At 65.1% G+C, this 17,641-nt stretch carries 17 protein-coding genes; 9 read left to right on the top strand and 8 right to left on the bottom strand.

Annotated elements, in window-relative coordinates; all coding sequences use genetic code 11:
* Positions 1 to 5: 5 nt before the first annotated feature.
* From FHT19_RS21805 to FHT19_RS21790, 4 genes are all read right to left on the bottom strand, one after another.
* The gene (locus tag FHT19_RS21805; RefSeq protein WP_169476778.1) at positions 6 to 809 is read right to left on the bottom strand and encodes an NTP transferase domain-containing protein; all 804 of its coding nucleotides are present in this window, start codon (positions 807 to 809) and stop codon (positions 6 to 8) included.
* A 2-nt stretch (positions 810 to 811) separates the two neighbouring features.
* Positions 812 to 1,912, bottom strand: a complete 1,101-nt coding sequence (locus FHT19_RS21800; RefSeq protein ID WP_169476777.1) for an inositol-3-phosphate synthase — start codon at positions 1,910 to 1,912, stop codon at positions 812 to 814.
* A 297-nt stretch (positions 1,913 to 2,209) separates the two neighbouring features.
* Entirely contained in the window at positions 2,210 to 3,184 is a 975-nt protein-coding gene (locus FHT19_RS21795) for a CDP-alcohol phosphatidyltransferase family protein (protein ID WP_248290601.1), read from the bottom strand.
* Between the two features lie 57 nt (positions 3,185 to 3,241).
* Positions 3,242 to 3,520, bottom strand: coding sequence for a metal/formaldehyde-sensitive transcriptional repressor (locus FHT19_RS21790; RefSeq protein WP_169476776.1), 279 nt, complete (start codon positions 3,518 to 3,520; stop codon positions 3,242 to 3,244).
* Positions 3,521 to 3,918: 398 nt separating this feature from the next.
* Here FHT19_RS21790 and FHT19_RS21785 point away from each other — a divergent pair, with 398 nt between their 5' ends.
* From FHT19_RS21785 to FHT19_RS21745, 9 genes are all read left to right on the top strand, one after another.
* Positions 3,919 to 5,265, top strand: coding sequence for a carbohydrate porin (locus FHT19_RS21785; protein ID WP_169476775.1), 1,347 nt, complete (start codon positions 3,919 to 3,921; stop codon positions 5,263 to 5,265).
* A gap of 15 nt (positions 5,266 to 5,280) precedes the next feature.
* Positions 5,281 to 7,011, top strand: a complete 1,731-nt coding sequence (locus FHT19_RS21780) for an ABC transporter permease subunit (protein WP_169476774.1) — start codon at positions 5,281 to 5,283, stop codon at positions 7,009 to 7,011.
* A 25-nt stretch (positions 7,012 to 7,036) separates the two neighbouring features.
* On the top strand, positions 7,037 to 8,344 hold the full coding sequence (locus FHT19_RS21775) for a nitrate/sulfonate/bicarbonate ABC transporter ATP-binding protein (protein WP_169476773.1): 1,308 nt from the start codon (positions 7,037 to 7,039) through the stop codon (positions 8,342 to 8,344).
* Between the two features lie 221 nt (positions 8,345 to 8,565).
* Positions 8,566 to 9,891 carry an MATE family efflux transporter gene (locus tag FHT19_RS21770; RefSeq protein ID WP_169476772.1) on the top strand — a complete coding sequence of 442 codons (1,326 nt, stop codon included), beginning with the start codon at positions 8,566 to 8,568 and terminating at the stop codon, positions 9,889 to 9,891.
* A gap of 96 nt (positions 9,892 to 9,987) precedes the next feature.
* Entirely contained in the window at positions 9,988 to 10,650 is a 663-nt protein-coding gene (locus FHT19_RS21765; protein ID WP_169476771.1) for a TetR/AcrR family transcriptional regulator, read from the top strand.
* Positions 10,651 to 10,821: 171 nt separating this feature from the next.
* Positions 10,822 to 11,121, top strand: coding sequence for a cytochrome c (locus FHT19_RS21760; RefSeq protein WP_169476770.1), 300 nt, complete (start codon positions 10,822 to 10,824; stop codon positions 11,119 to 11,121).
* Positions 11,118 to 12,737: an FAD-binding oxidoreductase gene (locus FHT19_RS21755; RefSeq protein WP_169476769.1), complete on the top strand. Its 1,620-nt coding sequence runs from the start codon at positions 11,118 to 11,120 to the stop codon at positions 12,735 to 12,737. Before FHT19_RS21760 ends, FHT19_RS21755 begins: the two co-directional genes overlap by 4 nt.
* A gap of 137 nt (positions 12,738 to 12,874) precedes the next feature.
* A complete protein-coding gene (locus FHT19_RS21750) occupies positions 12,875 to 13,321 on the top strand; it encodes a MarR family winged helix-turn-helix transcriptional regulator (RefSeq protein WP_169476768.1) in 447 nt (148 codons plus the stop codon).
* A complete protein-coding gene (locus tag FHT19_RS21745; protein ID WP_169476767.1) occupies positions 13,318 to 14,610 on the top strand; it encodes an MFS transporter in 1,293 nt (430 codons plus the stop codon). The genes FHT19_RS21750 and FHT19_RS21745 overlap by 4 nt, the downstream gene beginning before the upstream one ends.
* Positions 14,611 to 14,625: 15 nt before the next feature.
* Here FHT19_RS21745 and FHT19_RS21740 read toward each other — a convergent pair whose 3' ends face one another.
* The 4 genes from FHT19_RS21740 to FHT19_RS24490 form a co-directional block, all read right to left on the bottom strand.
* On the bottom strand, positions 14,626 to 15,312 hold the full coding sequence (locus FHT19_RS21740) for a hypothetical protein (protein WP_169476766.1): 687 nt from the start codon (positions 15,310 to 15,312) through the stop codon (positions 14,626 to 14,628).
* A 78-nt stretch (positions 15,313 to 15,390) separates the two neighbouring features.
* The gene (locus tag FHT19_RS21735; protein ID WP_169476765.1) at positions 15,391 to 16,077 is read right to left on the bottom strand and encodes a DOPA 4,5-dioxygenase family protein; all 687 of its coding nucleotides are present in this window, start codon (positions 16,075 to 16,077) and stop codon (positions 15,391 to 15,393) included.
* Positions 16,078 to 16,231: 154 nt separating this feature from the next.
* Positions 16,232 to 17,350, bottom strand: a complete 1,119-nt coding sequence (locus FHT19_RS21730; RefSeq protein ID WP_169476764.1) for an LLM class flavin-dependent oxidoreductase — start codon at positions 17,348 to 17,350, stop codon at positions 16,232 to 16,234.
* A 33-nt stretch (positions 17,351 to 17,383) separates the two neighbouring features.
* Positions 17,384 to 17,641: a hypothetical protein gene (locus tag FHT19_RS24490; protein WP_248290599.1), complete on the bottom strand. Its 258-nt coding sequence runs from the start codon at positions 17,639 to 17,641 to the stop codon at positions 17,384 to 17,386.

The following is a 17,641-nucleotide window of genomic DNA, read 5'->3' as shown; positions in this document are numbered from 1 at the left end:
GGCGATCAGATCGCCGGGCTGAACAGCGCGGGAATTGCCTGGGGCAGGTCGGCTTCGGCCTGGGCATGGGCGCGTGGGTCATCCACGTCGATCCACCAGGCGCCGTCGATTTCCATAGTCGCGGCGCGGCCGGCATCGGCCAAGACCTGCATCCCGTCAGACAGCGATCCCGGCTTGCCCTGGGCAACGGCCTGGGCAATTGCGGCCGGCAAGGCAGCCGTGGCCAGGAATGCGCCGCAATCGACGGCGTCATAGGGAAAGATGGTCTTGCCGATCGCGGCAATCGTGCCGTCTGGGCGCGTGCGCACCCAAGTGGCATCATCAGGATCGACCAGGGGATTGTCCAGCCGCCGATCGATCGCCAGCGTCACATCGCGCGTGTCTGCCCCTTCGCCCGTCAGGCGTTGCAGGATTTCAGCGGAAAAGATGTGGTCTGCCATCATCAGCAGGAACGGACCATCCACCAGTGCAGCGCCGGCGATCACCGAATGGCCGTTGGGCAGGGTCCAGTCCGCCACGCGGGCGGCCGTGATCGACACGCCGCAGCGGGCGGCAAGATCGGGCAGGGCGGCTTCCACGCGGGCCGCCTCGTGCCCGGTCACCACCACGATATGGGCAATGCCGGCAGCGGCGGCTTGGCGCACGCCCAGTTCCAGCAAGGGGAAACCGCAAACCGGGGTCAGCGGTTTCGACTGGCTGAGATCGCGCAAGCGCGATCCCAGTCCAGCAGCCAGGATAACCGCATGCCGGGGCGCAACTGCGCCATGGGCAATGCCATCAGCGGGCCGCAGCCCGGCAGCGGTATCCATGCTTATTCGGCAGCCTGCGGCACCGCCGCGATATATTCGTCGACCATGCGCAGGGCGACATCGTCGATGAACTGCTGCGGCGGGTGCTTGCAGAAATAGGCCGACGGGCCGATCAGCGCGCCACCTTCACCGCGTTCCAGCGCCACCTTGCAGCAACGGATCGCATCCATCACGCAAGCTGCAGCGTTGGGGCTGTCTTCCACCGAGAGACGCAGTTCCAGGTTCACCGGAACGTTGCCCCACTGAACGCCTTCCATGCGCAGGAAGCAAATCTTGTTGTCCTTCTGCCACGGAACGTATTCCGACGGGCCGATCAGGATATTTTCCTCGGCCAGGCGCTGGGCCAGCATGGCCTGCACGGCTTCGGTCTTCGATTCCTTCTTGCTCGACAGGCGATGGCGGTCGAGCATGTTGAGGAAGTCGGTGTTGCCGCCGGTGTTGAGCTGGTAAGTGCGCTCGGTGGTCACGCCGCGCGCCGAAAACAGCGTGGACAGCGTGCGGTGCACGATGGTGGCGCCCACCTGGGCCTTGATGTCGTCGCCCACGATCGGCAGGCCGGCCGCGCGGAAACGCGCTTCCCATTCCGGGTTGCTGGCGATGAACACGGGGATGCAGTTGACCACGGCAACGCCGGCTTCCAGCGCGCATTCCATGTAGAATTCGCTGGCCTTCTGCGAACCCACGGGCAGGAAGTTGAGCAGGATTTCAGCGCCCGACGCCTTGAGCGCTGCCACGATGTCCGCCTGGCTGGGGTCTTCGCCCTCGGCCACGATGAACCCGCGTTCGCCGGCCACGGTCATGTGGTCGGCCACGCCGTCCAGCACGCGCCCGCGCATCACCTTGGTGCCGATGGTCGGCACGTCCTTGTAGAACACGGTGGTGTTGTTGGGTGCGGCAAAGATCGCCTCGCCCAGGTCCTTGCCCACCTTGCGGGCATCGACATCGATCCCCAGAACGAATTCCACGTCACCGGGCACGTAATCGCCGATGACATCGTGGATCAGGCCTTGGGAAGAGTTGTTGTTCTTGTAATAGAAAACACCCTGAACCAGTGAACTGGCGCAGTTCCCGACGCCAATAACCGCGACTTTGATCGATGGCATTTTAGGTAATTCTCCTGCGGCCAGACCGGCACCCCCAGCTGATTTTCAGCGAGATGCCTGCCTGACACTCAAACGAAACTGCCTTTTCGCGGTGCTGCCCATCGTGCCCCTGCACAGGGTGGAATGGGTGGAACCCGGACGGTCCGGACCGGAATGGCCAAAATAGAGCAATACTGGGAACATGGCAATGGAGGGTGGAGCACTTGTTACATTATGACTGCCGTGCTGCATCTATGTTGCAATCAAGCGCTCGCTTCGCCGCTCTCTTGCAACGCTTCACCGCTCTCACCGGCTTTTTCAGGCGTCACCCCGCGAGGCGACAAAATCTTTTTCAAGCCGCTTTGCCGCGCTGCCCGCATGATGGATCGAGGCGATCAGCACCAGATTGAGCAGCACCGCCTCGAACAGGAAGTAATAAAGCGGCGATCCGGCCAGAACGGCCAGGCCCAGCAGGATCGTGCGGCTGTTCGCGCCCAGGATGCGCCACGACGGCAAAAGGTCTGCCGCATGCGCGCGGGCGATGTCGTGCGCCCTGCCGGCACGCGTCGGGTCGCTCGCAAGCCGGTCGAACGCGGCATCCACCTCGGCGCCGCCCGGCGCCAGGGCACGGCCCAATAGCAGGTAAAGCCGTGCCAGCGCAGTGCCGGGCCCGGTGATCGGCACGTCATCCTGCCGCAGCCAGGCGTTGCCATAGGCCCACCACTGATACTGCCGGCGTTGCACTTCGTAATGATTGGCCTGCACGATCCGGCTTAGCCCCGCAGCCACCACGGCGATCCAGCACCAGGCGCTGACATGCTGCTGCAGCCACCAGCCGAGCATCAGATAGACCACGGTATGGCTGCCATAATCGCACAGCCCGTCGACCATCTCACCGTTGGGTCCGCTGCGCTTGGTCAGCCGCGCAAGGTCGCCGTCGGCGCCGTCCACCACGTGCCAGCTCATGTGCAGCACCAGGCCGAGCAGTGTGGTCCAGGGCCAGCCCGGCTGGCAATAGGCGATGCCCGCTGCCACCACCATCGCTGCGCCAAAGACCGAGACCATGTTGGGCGTGATCGGCGTGGGCGCCAGCGCCCAGGCCATGCGCCATGACAGGGGGTGATAGATCCGGCTGTTGAGCCAGTCCTGCAGTTCGCGCGGGCGCAGCGGCCGGTCCGGGCGCACGCGGGAGCGGCCGTCTCTCGGGGCGGGCGTGGCAGGTGGCGTGGTAACGGTTTCGGCTGTGGCCAGAGGACGCGACGGGTTCATCGGCGGCACCCTATACCGCAGCATCGGCGTAGCCAATTGCAAACAACACGGGGTCATCCTGCCGGGCCGGCAGCCCAGGGCTCAGCGCAGATAGGCCTTGATGATCGCCACCAGTTCTTCGGCGGCCTGGGTCTTGGGGTCGCTTCCAGGCAGGCTGGGATCGACCATGTGCTCGCGAATATGGTCCTCGATTACTTCGGCAATGAACCCTTCCAATGCGCCGCGGCACGCCGTCGCCTGCTGCAGCACGCGGGCGCATTCCACCTCGGCGCTTACCGCCCGCTCCAGCGCGTCGAGTTGTCCCTTGATGCGCTTGAGACGGTTGAGCAGTTTCTGTTTCTCGGCGGCCACGTGGCTCACGATCCTGTCCCTTTTTTAACTTGATACCATACTCCCCTAGGGTATAGGGGCGCCCAAGTAGAGTCGCTGCGATCCCGCATCAGCGGGGTGGGGCTGGCCCGATGATCTCCAAGGAATCTCATGATGCCGCGAAGTTGCAAACATGCCGCCGACGAGGGCGACAGTAGGCTCGAAAGCCTCACTGGCGCTTGCGTTGCGGCCGGCAGCTTGCCCAACCGGATTGCGCGGCACGTCGTGTGATGTGTCTTCGGTCCGGTCGGGTGACTGCTTCCCGACCAAGGACCGAATGAATGACCGGAATCGTTTTCCCGCTCGTGGCGCGCGCCCTGCGCGCGTCCGCTCTTCGCAACATTGGCTTGTCACATTCCGCCGCTAGGCACGCGGCGGTGACGCGCGTGATGGCTGCATGGATTGATGGCTGCAGGGCTGGCCGGCTGGCTCTTGCCGGCGCTGCCGCATGTGGCCTGGCCCACGCGCCGGCATTTGCCGGCACGCCAGATCAAGCCTCGGATCAGGCTGCCGCTATCCATGGCCAGTATACCCTGGTGGCCCAGGGCGTCGGCAGCTTTGCCTCGCCCTATATGGGGGATAACAGCCTGGCGCCGCGCCAGGTCAAGGCCACCAACGATGTCACGCTCTATCTTGGCGCGCGGCCCTGGCAGGGCGCGGAAATCTGGGTGAATCCCGAAATCGACCAGGGCTTTGGCCTGTCGAACACGCTGGGCGCCGGCGGGTTTCCCAGTGCAGAGGCCTACAAGGTTGGCCAGTTCAGCCCCTATTTCAAGCTGCAGCGGGCGTTCCTGCGGCAGACGATTGCGCTCGGCGGCAGTGCCCTTGCGCTCGATGCCGGGATCAACCAGCTGCGCGGCGTCACCACGGCCAACCGTGTGGTGATCACGGCCGGCAAGATGGGCGTTGGCGATGTATTCGACACCAACCGCTATGCCCACGATCCGCGCGGCGATTTCCTCAATTGGTCCCTCGTCGATACCGGCAGCTTCGATTACGCCGCCAACGCTTGGGGCTATACTTACGGCGTCGCCGCGGAATGGTACCAGGGCCCCTGGACCCTGCGGGCCGGGCTCTACAACTTGTCCAAGGTCCCCAACGGCATCGCGCTGGAAAGCGATTTTCGGCAGAACGCCATCATCGTGGAAGGGGAGCGGCGTTTTTCCCTGGGTGGCCATCCCGGTGCGGTTCGCGTCACCGCGTTTCGCAATCGGGGCCTCTTTGCCCGCTTCGACGATGCCCTGGCCCTGGCCCGCGCCACCGGCCAGGCGCCCGATCTGGCACCGGTGCGCACCATGCGCGATCGCCTCGGCATCGCCATGAATGCCGAACAGGAAATTACTGCCAACCTCGGCCTGTTCCTGCGCGCGGGATACAGCGACGGCACCATCGAAACGTATGATTTCACCGATATCGATCGCACCGTCGCGTTGGGTGCAGCGCTGCAGGGCAAGGCCTGGGGCCGCCCGCAGGACACCGTGGCCCTGGCCGGCGTGGTCAACGGCATCTCGTCCGCGCACCAGCGCTGGCTCGCCGCCGGCGGGCTGGGTGTGCTGGTCGGTGATGGCGCGCTGCCCGATCCCGGCAACGAGCAGATCGTGGAGGCCTATTACGCGTTCCGCCCGGTCGGGTGGGGTTCATTGACGTTCGATTACCAGCACATCGCCAATCCGGGCTACAACCGCGATCGCGGCCCGGCCAATGTCTTTGCCCTGCGCGTCCACGCCGGCTTCTAAAAGGGCCTCAGGATCATGACGTCCACCCGCCTGCCCAGCTTTTCGCGCATGTTGCGTCTCTCCCGGCCCAACCGGGAGGATGCGATTGCCTTCGCCATTCTTTCGGGGCTCGCCGTGCTGGTGTTTCGCACGGCCGAGGGCGTGGTGGCGCCGCTCTCCAGCCTGGACCTCGAACCGGTCACGCTCGATCCGGCGCATCTGCCCTATTACGCCTTGCGCACGGTGTTGCGCATGTTCGCCGCGCTGTTCGCCTCCACCGTGTTCACCCTGGTGGTGGCCACGCTGGCCGCGCGCAGCCGGCATGCCGGTCGCTTGATCGTCCCTGCGCTCGACATCCTGCAATCGGTACCGATCCTGGGCTTCCTCACGTTCACGGTCACGTTCTTCATGAACCTGTTTCCCGGCAGCGTTCTGGGGGTGGAACTGGCCAGCGTCTTTGCCATCTTTACCTCGCAGGCGTGGAACATGGCGTTCAGCTTCTATCAGTCGCTGCGCAGCGTGCCTGATGACCTGGAAGAGGTGTGCTACGGCTTTGGGCTGTCACCGCTGCGCCGCTTCCTGCGCCTCGATCTGCCCTATGCCACGCCGGCATTGGTGTGGAACGCGATGATGTCGATGTCGGGTGGCTGGTTCTTCGTCGTCGCATCCGAAGCCATCACGGTGGGCAACACCACCGCCACGCTGCCAGGGATCGGGTCCTACCTTGCCCTGGCGATCCAGCAGCAGGATTTCCGCGCAGTCGGCTGGGCGGTGGGGGCGATGGCGGTGGTGATCCTGGCCTACGACCAATTGTTCTTCCGCCCCATCGTGGCCTGGGCCGATCGCTTCCGGTTCGAACAGACCGCCGGTGCCGATGCCCCGCGCAGCTGGTTCCATGGCCTGCTGCGCCGCACCCGGTTGCTGCCGGTGGTGCTGGCGCCGCTTGGTGCGCTTGGCCGCCTGCTCCTCACGCTCGAACCGCGGCCGCGTCGTTCAGGGGCAGCGCGGGTGCGTCAGCCTGGCCATTGGGCAGAGCGGGCCTGGCAACTCGGGGTTTGGCTCGGCGTGGCGGTGGCGCTGGGCTGGACCGGCCATTACCTGCTCAGCTGGTTGACCATGGCCGATCTCACGCAGGCCCTGGGCGATGCGCTGATCACGATGCTGCGCGTGATCGTGCTGATCGCGCTTGCCAGCCTGGTGTGGGTGCCGCTCGGCGTCATGATCGGCCTGCGCCCGCGGCTGGCGGAGCGCGTCCAGCCCGTCGCGCAGTTCTTGGCCGCCTTTCCGGCCAACGTCCTGTTCCCCTTTGCGGTCATCGCCATCGTCCGCTTCGATCTCGCGCCCGATGTCTGGCTTTCGCCGCTGATGATCCTGGGTACCCAGTGGTATATCCTGTTCAACGTGATCGCCGGGGCCAGCGCCATCCCCAATGACCTGCGCGAGGCGGCTGGCATGTTCGGCGTGAAAGGCTGGCAATGGTGGCGCCAGGTCGCGCTGCCGGGCGTATTCCCCTATTACGTTACCGGTGCGCTCACCGCCTCGGGCGGCTCGTGGAACGCCTCGATCGTCGCCGAAGTGGTCACCTGGGGCGACCATCATCTTCGCGCCCATGGCCTGGGTGCCTATATTGCCGATGCCACCACGGCCGGAAACTATCGCCAGGTGGCCTTGGGCATCGCCGTGATGAGCCTGTTCGTGCTGGGCTTCAACCGCCTGGTCTGGCGTCCGCTCTATGCCTTCGGCGAACGTCGCCTGCGCCTTTCCTGACCCTACTTTCTCCGGAGTATCCGCCATGGCAACCATCGTGCCGGCTCAGCCGCTGATCGAGGTCAAGGGCCTCAACCATTTCTACGGTCCGCCACCGGGCGGCCATCTCGTGCTCGAAAACGTGGATCTCACGCTTTATCAGAACGAGGTTGTCGGCCTGCTCGGCCGCTCGGGCTCGGGCAAGTCCACGCTCTTGCGCTCCATCGCCGGCCTGATCCAGCCGCGCCAGGGCACCGTCACGCGCATCGCCAGCCCGGATTGCCCCGATCCCAGCGTGGCCATGGTGTTTCAGACCTTCGCCCTGTTCCCCTGGCTCACCGTGCTGCAAAACGTGGAACTCGGGCTGGAAGCACAAAAGGTGCCCGCACCCGAACGCCGCACCCGCGCGCTCGCCGCGATCGACCTGATCGGCCTCGACGGCTTTGAAAACGCCTATCCCAAGGAACTGTCGGGCGGCATGCGGCAGCGCGTCGGACTTGCGCGTGCGCTGGTCGTCAATCCCGCGCTGCTGTTGATGGACGAACCGTTTTCCGCGCTCGACGTGCTCACCGCCGAAACCCTGCGCACCGATCTGCTCGATCTGTGGTCGGAAGGGCGCATGCCGATCCAGTCGATCCTGATCGTCACCCACAATATCGAGGAGGCGGTCCAGATGTGCGACCGCATCCTGGTGTTCTCGTCCAATCCCGGCCGGGTCGTGGCGGAAATCAAGGTGGATATCCCGCGCCCGCGCGACCGCCTCGATCCCCCGTTCCGCGCCTTGGTCGACGATATCTATGCCCGCATGACCGCGCGCCCGTCTGATGCCGCGCCTTTGCGGGAAGGGGTGTTCCCCGGCACCGGCATCGCCATGGTGCTGCCGCACGTTTCCACCAACACGCTCGCCGGGTTGATCGAGGAAGTGGACGGCACCCCGTTCAATGGCCAAGCCAGCATGGCCGAACTGGCCGACTCGCTCAATTTCGAGATCGACGATCTGTTTCCCATGGCCGAAACCCTGCAACTGCTGCGCTTTGCCGAACTGCGCGGCGCGCAACTGCTGCTCACCCCTGCCGCGCGCCGCTATGCCCAGGCCGATGTCGATCACCGCAAGGCGATGTTCGGCGAAGCCCTGCTCGCCCACGTTCCGCTGGCCGGCCACATCCGCCGCATCCTGGATGAACGCGCCAGCCACAAGGCGCCCGCCCGCCGCTTCCGCGACGAGCTCGAAGACCACATGAGCCCCGACTTCGCCAGCGAAACGCTCAAGACCGTCACCAACTGGGGCCGCTATGCCGAAGTCTTTACCTACCACGAGGACGACGACCAGTTCAGCCTCGAAGACCCGCAATAGCCAGGCACGATTGGCGGTGCAGCAGGGAAGCGGACGTCCTGGAAAATGCTGCGGAAGTCTTTGCGCAGTCGTAAAGTTTGAAGGCGGACGCTCGCCGCGCAGGCGGTGGAGATTGCTCAAGAGCTCGCGTCGGTTCATGAGCATGGCCGGCCCGGCGCTGCCAAGGGCGCGGCCGTAAACGCCATTTGGGGAACCGACGGCAGCATGATCCGATCGACGCCATGACCACGATTAGCAGGCGCGCCATTTTTGCCCAGGCCTGGCCGATCATTGTTGGACAGGCGCTGGTGCCCTTGGTCGGCATCGTTGATGTGGCGGTGATCGGCCGGCTCAGTGATGCGCGCAACCTCGGCGGCGTCGCGCTCGGGGCGACCATCCTCAACCTCGTGTTCTGGACCTTCGGATTCTTGAGGATGGGGGTTACGGGCATCACCGCGCAGGCGCACGGAGCGCGTGACGAAACGGAAATCCTCGCCACCATCCTGCGCGGGCTCGGCCTCGGCCTCGCGCTGGGCGCGGTGGTGCTGGCGCTCTCGCCGGTGATCGTGCCGATGAGTCTGTCAATCATGGCGCCGCCGGGCGGCGTGGGCGCTGCGGCGCGGGCGTTTCTCACCATGCGCCTGTTCGGTGCGCCTGCAGCGCTGGGATTCTACGCCATCAACGGCTGGCTGCTGGGCCTTGGGCGCACGCGCTTGGCGCTGGGTGTGCAGGCGGTGATGAACGGGGTGAACATCGGGCTCGACCTGCTGTTCGTTGGCGGGCTGGGCCTGGGCGCGCGCGGCGTTGGCCTCGGTACGACGCTGGCCGAATGGAGCGCACTGGGCGGTGGCATCGTTGCGATCCGCCTCGTGCTTGGCCCGGCGTGGCGGGGGCAGATGGGCGCCATTGGCCAGGCACGACTGCTCGAGGCAGCGGCAATCCGGCGTCTGGTCGTGGTCAATGCCGACATCATGGTGCGAACGCTCGCCATGCTGGGCATCTTCACATGGTTCACGCGGTCGGCCGCCATGTTGGGGCCGGTTCCGCTGGCGGCCAACCACGTGCTCATGCAGTTCGTCAGCATCAGTGCCTTCGTGCTTGACGGATTCGCCTTCACGGCCGAGGCGCGGGTCGGTGCTGCAATCGGCGCGGGCTCCCGGCCGGCCCTGTTGCGCGCGATCCGGTTGACCGGCGAGTTTTCGCTGGCTGGCGGCGTGCTGTTTTCGGTGTTGATCCTGATCTTCGGAAACGATGCGATCGCATTCCTCACCCCCGACGCGGCCATCCGCGCATTGGCCGAGGCGATGTTGCCGTTGTGCGCGGCGATCCCCACGGTCGGCGTGGCCAGCTGGCTGCTTGACGGCATCTTCATCGGCGCCGTCGCGGGCAGCATCTTGCGCAACGCTGCGTTGGTGGCGCTGGTGCTTTACCTGCTGACCGATTTTGCGCTGAAACCGCTTGGCGACATGGGCATCTGGCTCGCGCTCCTGGCAAGCTATGCCTATCGCGCGATCGCACTCGGATTGGCAATGCCAGCGTTGCTGAAGCGGGTGGCGAGGGCGGCATAGAAGCCTATTCGCCCAAGGGTGGCGGCACATTTTACGCCTGTCGCCCCGGCGGCGCCGGCGATAGACGCAAAAGGGCATCAGCAACAGGAAGCAAGCGTGGCCGACCCCAAGCATTCGAGCGAACGGCGGATCGAAATCGGGCAAGTGCGCCGGGCAAAGACCCGCGCCCGCATCATCGCGGCCGCCTTCGAACTGTTCGGCAGCCAGGATGGCCTTCAGGTTCGCGTCGAGGAAGTTTCGCAGCGTGCCGGCATTACCCGGGCCACGTTTTACGATCATTTCACCGGCATGGCGGAACTGCGCGAGGCGGTCACTTATGAAGTGACGCACGATTTCCTGACGGCGGTGAATAACGCGGTTTCCATGCTGGAAGATCCGCGCGAGCGGGCCGCCGCCGCCATTCGCTTCTATCTGCACAAGACGCGCGAGGATCCGCGCTGGGGTTGGTCGATGGTCAATCTCAGCGCCAACGGCATCATTTTCGGTGCGGAAACCTACAAGCAGGCCGAACTGACCGCGATCGATGGAATCAAGGCGGGGCTGCTGCGTCCGGTCAGCAGCGCCATCGCGCGCGATTGCATCCTGGGAACCTCGCTGGCGGCAATGGGATCGATGCTGCGCGGCCTCGTGCTGCCTGACTATCCCGAGCAGATCGTTGAAATCATCCTTGTATCTCTTGGGGTTGATCAGGTGCTGGCAGCACAGATCGCCGGCCGCCCCCTGCCGCGCCTTTGCGTGACGCTCAGTCCTGCAGACTGAAACTTGACACAATGAAAGATTGTGCCTAGCCATCACCAATCTTGCGAAGCGTCTGATTTGAGTTGGCGCGGCAGCGATCAGAACAAAATCTGACGATTGGGAGACGGGATGATGCCGAAATGGAGCGGCGAGGGTTCCTGCGTGCGGGCTGCACGCAGGGCAGCCTTGCTCATGGTCAGGACTATGGTGGCGGCCGGCCTGTGCGGAGCGGGCGCCAGTGCCTCGGCACAGGAAACGCCGCGTCCGCCCGAGCGAATCTATGCCACGACCTGCGGCTATTGCCACGGCGCCCATGTGGCCCCGATTATCCGGGGCCGCAAGCTGCCTGCGTCCTACATCGCGCAAATGGTCCGTTCCGGGCCGCGTGCCATGCCCGCGTTTCGTCCCACCGAAATCACCGACGCGGAATTGCGGGCGCTGTCCGTCTGGGTGAGCCGGGCCAAAGCCGATCCCAAGGAGTTGGCGCAATGAGCAGCCTGTCCCGACGTGACATGATGCGTGCCGGCGTGGCCGGTGCCGCCGCGCTGGCAACGCCGGCGATAGCCTCCCCGCTCGATGGGCCGCGGGTGCTGCCAGTCCATCTCGATCGTGCGGCTTTTGCTTCGGTCGTGGCCGAATTGCGGGCGATCGTGGGGGCGGAATGGGTCTTTGCCGATCCCGAAAGCACGTTGCCCTATGCCAAGAGCTTTACCCCCGATCCGCGTGGCGAGCATATCCCGAGCGGGGCAGTGGCGCCTGCATCGGTCGAGCAGGTCCAGGCGATCCTGAAAGTGGCCAATCGCCACAAGCTGCCGCTGTGGACGGTCAGCACCGGCAAGAACATGGGTTATGGCTGTGCCACGCCGGCCAGCAGCGGCCAGATGATCCTCGATCTCAAGCGGATGAACCGGATCATCGCGATCGATGCAGACCTTGGCACCGCCCTGGTCGAACCGGGCGTGACCTACCAGGACCTGCACGATTACCTGGTGGCGCACGACCTGCCGTTCTGGATCGACGTGCCGACGGTTGGGCCGATCGTCTCGCCGCTCGGCAATACGCTGGAGCGCGGGGTCGGCTATACCCCCTATGGCGATCACTTCTTCATGCAGTGCGGGATGGAAGTCGTGCTGGCCGATGGCACGCTGGTGCGCACCGGGATGGGTTCGGTCAAGAACTCCACCACCTGGCAGGCGTTCAAGTGGGGCTATGGGCCTTATGTCGATGGCATTTTCACCCAGTCGAACTTTGGCGTGGTGACGAAGCTGGGCTTCTGGCTGATGCCCAAGCCGCCGGCGTTCAAGCCGTTCATGGTGCGCCACGATGCAATGGGCGATGTGGCCCGGATCGTGGATGCCATGCGCCCGTTCCGCATGAACAATCTCATCCCCAATGTCGTGCTGATGATGGGCGCGGCCTATCAACTGGCGATGTTCCACCGGCGCGAGGAAATCTGGGACAAACCCGGCTCGGTGCCCGATGCGGTGATCCATGACTTCGCCCGCCGCCAAGGCCTGGGCATGTGGAATACCTACTTTGCCCTCTACGGCACCGAAGAGATCATCGCTGCGGTCGAACCGATCGTGCGCCACGCGTTCGAGAGTTCGGGTGGCGAAGTGCTGACCGAGCAGGAGATGGGTGGCAACAAGTGGTTCAACCACCACAAGAACCTGATGAGCGGCCAACTCTCGCTGGAGGAAAAGGGCATCATGCGCTGGCGCGGCGGCGGGATGACCTGCTTTGCCCCGGTGGCCCCGGCCAAGGGCGAGGAAACCAGCGCGCAGACCGAACTGGCCAAGCAGATTCTGGGCAAATACGATCTCGACTATTCCGTGGCCTATGCAATCGGCGGGCGCGAACTGCACCACCTGATCTTCATCCTCTATGACAAATCGGTGCCCGAGGAAGAGCGCAAGGCCGATGCCTGCATCCGCGAGATGGTGACGACGTTCGGCGAGCGCGGTTGGGCGGCCTATCGCACCGGCGTGGCGACGATGGACTTGGTGGCCAGCCAGTATGGCGAGGCGAACCGCGCGCTCAATGCCCGGCTCAAGCAGGCGCTCGATCCCAACCACATTCTCTCGCCCGGCAAGCAGGGCATCACATGACAGGCCAAGCTCGATAGGCGTGCGCGCCGGCCGGCCACCACGTTCTATTATCTGATGCGCCGCGCCGCGCCACGCCGCGCCGCACGCCGTGGCGTGCGGCGTTGACAGGTCCTGATGGTCGGCGGCATATGATGCATATGCATCAAGATTCGATCCCCATCGATGGCCTTGCCTGCGCGTGCAATGCGCTGCGCAAGGCGTCGCGCGCGGTCACCCGCTTCTATGACGAGGTGATGGAAGACACCGCGCTTTCCCTCGCGCAATTTGCCGTCCTGCGAAACATCGCCCGGCACGAGCCCGTCCCGCTGATGGACCTCGCGCATATCCTGGTGATGGATCGCACGACGCTTTATCGCACGCTCAAACCGTTGGAGCGGGAAGGGTGGGTTGCCATCGACGAGGGCAAGGGCCGTGCCAAGCAGGCCAGGCTGACAGCGTCGGGCCATGAGGCGATCGCTGCTGCCAAGGATGCCTGGGACCAGGCACAGCAGCGGCTGATCGGCCAGTTCGGCCTGCAGCGCTGGGCCGATGTCGAGGCCGCCCTGCAGGATCTCGTGGCAATCTCGCAAGGAGGCCGGGCATGAGCCGTCTGCTCCACAAGACCGGGCTGGTGCGTGCCCGCGCGCATATCATCCTCGTCGTTGCGGCCACGTTCCTTGCGTTGCTCGTGTCTGCAGGGTTGCGCGCCACTCCGGGCGTGCTGATGGTGCCGCTCCAGGCCCACTTCGGCTGGGATCGGGCCACCATTTCCCTGTCGGCGGCGATCGGCATTTTCCTCTATGGCCTGGTCGGTCCGTTCGCTGCAGCGCTGATGGTGTCCTTCGGCATTCGCCGAACCATGCTGGCTGGCCTCGTGCTCATGGCGGCATCCACTTTCGCGAGCCTGTGGATGCGGGAGCCTTGGCACTATGTGCTGACTTGGGGCGTGCTGTCGGGCATCGGCAGCGGTGCGGTCGCATCGGTGCTGGGCGCCGCAGTGGTCAATCGCTGGTTCGCCACGCGGCAGGGGCTGGTCATGGGGCTGCTGAGCGCCAGCACCGCGACCGGCGCCTTGATCTTCCTGCCCCTGCTGGCCTGGCTATCGCGCGAGGGAGCCTGGCGGCCGGTGGTCTTGGCCGTGAGCCTGGCCTGCCTCGCCTTGGTGCCGATCGTGGCGCTGGTCTTGCCCGAGCATCCCGGCGATATCGGCACGCGCCGCTTTGGCGAAGGCCCCGACAGTGCGCCGGCACCTGCACCCAGGCAGGCGCGCACGGCCGGCCTGGCGATCAGCGTGTTGTTGCGTGCCGGCCGGCGGCCGATGTTCTGGCTGCTGTTCGGCACATTCTTCGTCTGCGGCTTGACCACCAATGGACTGGTCGGCACGCACATGATCGCCTTTTGCGGTGATCACGGCATCGCGCCGGTGGCGGCGGCCGGCCTGCTTTCGACCATGGGCTTCTTCGACTTGTTCGGAACCACCGCTTCGGGTTGGCTGACCGATCGCTACAATCCGCGCGTGTTGCTGATCGTCTATTATGGCCTGCGCGGCCTTTCGCTTCTGGCGCTGCCCTTCCTCAGCTTCGATGCCACCAGCCTGGGCGTCTTCGCAGTGTTCTATGGCCTGGACTGGATCGCCACGGTGCCGCCCACCGTAAAGCTCGCCAACCAGGCCTTCGGCGAACAGGAAGCGCCGATCGTGTTCGGCTGGATCCAGACCGGCCATCAACTCGGCGCGGCCTGCGCGGCCTTTGCTGCCGGTGTCATCCGCGAACAGAGCGGCAGCTATGCGCCTGCCTTCGTGGCCGCCGGGATCATGGGGGTGGCAGCGGCGCTGGTTCTGCTGGTCACTTTGCAACGCCGCCAGGCAGCACCGGGATCGCCGTTGGCCGCGTGATCCGGGCTGCCGTGGCTATGGCTGCTTTCTCTCCTGCAGCGCCTCGCCCAGGCTTTGGGCCGTGTCGCGGACTGTGGCATCCGACTGGCGCGCCGCTTCCAGGAAGTCCACTTGCGATGCGGGTGTATAATTGCATCCCACAAACAGGCTGTCGCTTGGCCCGGCGTCCGGCAGTTCGCCACCGAAAGCCTTGGCAAGCATGGCGGCCGTGGCATTGCCGGTCGGTTCGAACGCGCCCAGCATCGGGCCGCTGTCCGGATCGATGAACCGATAATACTGCTCGGTGCCCTTGATCGGCGCCCGCGCCATTTTCTGGGCAGCGATGAACGCTTTGGCCTTCTTGCGCGGCCAGAGCGTGACCACCCAGTTCTGGAGGAAATAGACGCGGTCGACCGGCTCCTCCAACAACAGGACCGGCCGCGACAGCGTATAGCCGTAGAGGCCCAGCATACCTTGCGTCTGTTTGTCGTCGTCCTTGATCTCGTGCATCCAGGCCGGCGAGGTATCACCGAGAAACAGCGCGCCGGCAAAGGCTTCGAGCGCCTCGCGCGATCGGCACGACAGCGCCTCGCCCAGCGCCTGGGGCGTCAGGGCAGGATCCTGGTCTTCCTGTTGCCCAGCGCTCTGCACGCCCGCATGCGCGCTTGCCGTGGCAAGAAACGCAGCAGCCAAAGTCGCGGCGGAAAAGAGAAAGTTTTTCATCGGGATACCTGAAACCAGCGACACGGATCGTCAACTGATAAAGCCGATCGTGCCGGCCGGTTCCAGCGTGCCGCGCGATCAGACCTCGAGGATGACCGAAGGCCGCGTGTTGGGATAGACCGGCAGATCGTTGCGCTTGCCCGGCGTCAACGACGTTTCCATGCCATAGGCATTGACCGGCTGCGACCGGTTGACCCACAGCGCATAGTCGAGATGATCGGCGCGCGGGTTGTCGGTGTTCGGATGGATCAGGATCGTCAGGCCCAGGCTGTTGAGCTGAAGCCATGGAATGATCACCGGCAACTGTTCCACGGTAAAACCGAAATAGAACGACGGGGTGACATGCGGCCCGCGAGGTTCCTTGTTCCAGTTGCCCAGTTCCACGGCAAAGCGCTCTGCCGCCCATTTCCGCAGCAAGGCGGCCTTGTGATAGGTATCCTCGTCGAAATAGACGTGCGCGTGATAGCTTTTGATCGCGGTGTAGGGCCGGGGCGCTGCGGACAACTGCGCTTCTCCCGGCCGGGTCGATCCGGGGCGATCGGTAGGCTCGGCAAAGGTCTCATACCCCCACTCGCTGTCGCCTGTCGTCGTGGTCGGTTGCAGCTTGCCTGCGGTGATTGCCTGGCCACCGGGCGAAGCAGCCTGCGCCTGCTGTGGCATGGTGCCGGCGGCCGCAGCGCCAAGCCCGGCAATTCCGGCGCCCAGCACCGCGCGGCGCGTTGGGGCCAACCGGTCGGCCCATTCCTGATCAATCTGTTCGCTCATGCGATCTGCCCTGCGGTGTGGTTGAATGTCCAGGTTTTCACGGCGGCATGCGGTGCTTGGATCGGATCGCGGCATGCCTCATGGACGACCTGCCGTGCCAGGCACTCGGGCGTGCTGGCCGGCGCGATCGGCAGTTATCGACCAATCGCCGCCATCATTCTGCGGCGACGCGGGCCATGTCCCGCTCCGCCACCGCGGCGCGGACCAGTGGCAGCAGATCGCGGCCATATTCGATGGCATCTTCCAGCGGGTCGAACCCGCGGATAAGGAAAGTGTCGATGCCCAGATCGTAATAGTCGAGCAGGCTTTCCGCGACTTGTTCGGCAGTACCGACCAGCGCGGTGGAATTCCCGCTGCCTCCGGTCAGCGCGGCAATTTCGGTCCACAGCCGCTTGTCGCGCACACGGCCGCCGGCGGCGGCGTCCAGCAGGCGCTGGGATCCGACATTGGGCACTGTGCCATCGTCATTGCGGAACAGTTGCACCGGATATGCGCCTTGGGCCTTGGCGCGCTGCGCCTTGGCTGCGGCCAGGATACGATCGGCCCGCGCCCAGGCTTCGTCTTCCGTGCGGGCGAGCACGGGGCGCAGCGACAGGCTGAAGCCGATCTGGTCTGACCGCCCGTGCCGCGCGGCTGCCGCGCGGACGCGGGCGATGGTTTGCGCGGTCTGCTCCAGCGTTTCGCCCCACAGTGCAAAAACGTCGGCATGTTTGCCCGCCACGGCGATGGCCTCGTCCGACGAGCCGCCGAAATAGACCGGCAGATGCGGTTGCTGCACCGGCTTTACTGCAGCAAAGCTTTGGCGGACCTGGTAAAACGGACCGTCGTGATCGAATGCCTCGGTCGCGGTCCAAGTGCGCTTCACCACGTCCAGATAATCGTCGGTGCGGGCATAGCGTTCAGCCTTGCCCAGGAAATCGCCGTCGCGCTGCTGCTCGGCATCAGAGCCGCCGGTGATGATATGCACCGCCAGCCGCCCATCGATGAACTGGTCCAGCGTGGCCAGTTGGCGTGCGGCCAATGTCGGTGCAACAAAGCCCGGGCGATGGGCGAGCAGGAACTGGAGCCGCTCGGTTTGCTGCGCGGCATAGGCTGCGATCTGGAACCCGTCCGGGGCGCTGCTGAAATAGCCGATCAGGACGCGGTCGAAACCGGCCAATTCGTGCGCCCGCGCGATCGCGCCCAGATAGACTTTGTCGACGACCGGGCCATGTGGCGCGCGGCTTTCCGATCCGCCGCTGGTGCCGATGGCGCCGATGAACTGCACGGGCATGTTTTCGCTCCAGGTTTGCGTTTGGTGCCGCGATCAGGCGGGTTCGGGCAGCGTGGGCCCGTGCGTTGCGCGCAGGGTGGGATAGTCGGTGCAGCCGTGGGCGCCGCCGCTATACCAAGTGGCTTCATCCTGCGGATTGAGCACCCTGCTGGCGCGCTGGGCATAGTATTCAACCCACAGGTCACCCGCTTCGTGGGTGTCCGCATCGTTGCGGGCACGGCCGAGCGGCGCCATGACGATACGGTTGGGCGCCGTCAGCCGGCCAAGCCGACCCGGTTCGAATAGACCCAT

This window comes from Novosphingobium sp. SG919, from assembly GCF_012932495.1.
In the GTDB taxonomy this organism is placed as follows: domain Bacteria; phylum Pseudomonadota; class Alphaproteobacteria; order Sphingomonadales; family Sphingomonadaceae; genus Novosphingobium; species Novosphingobium rhizosphaerae.
The sequence above is the reverse complement of the archived record's forward strand: the minus strand, read 5'-3'. Positions and strand labels throughout refer to the sequence as shown.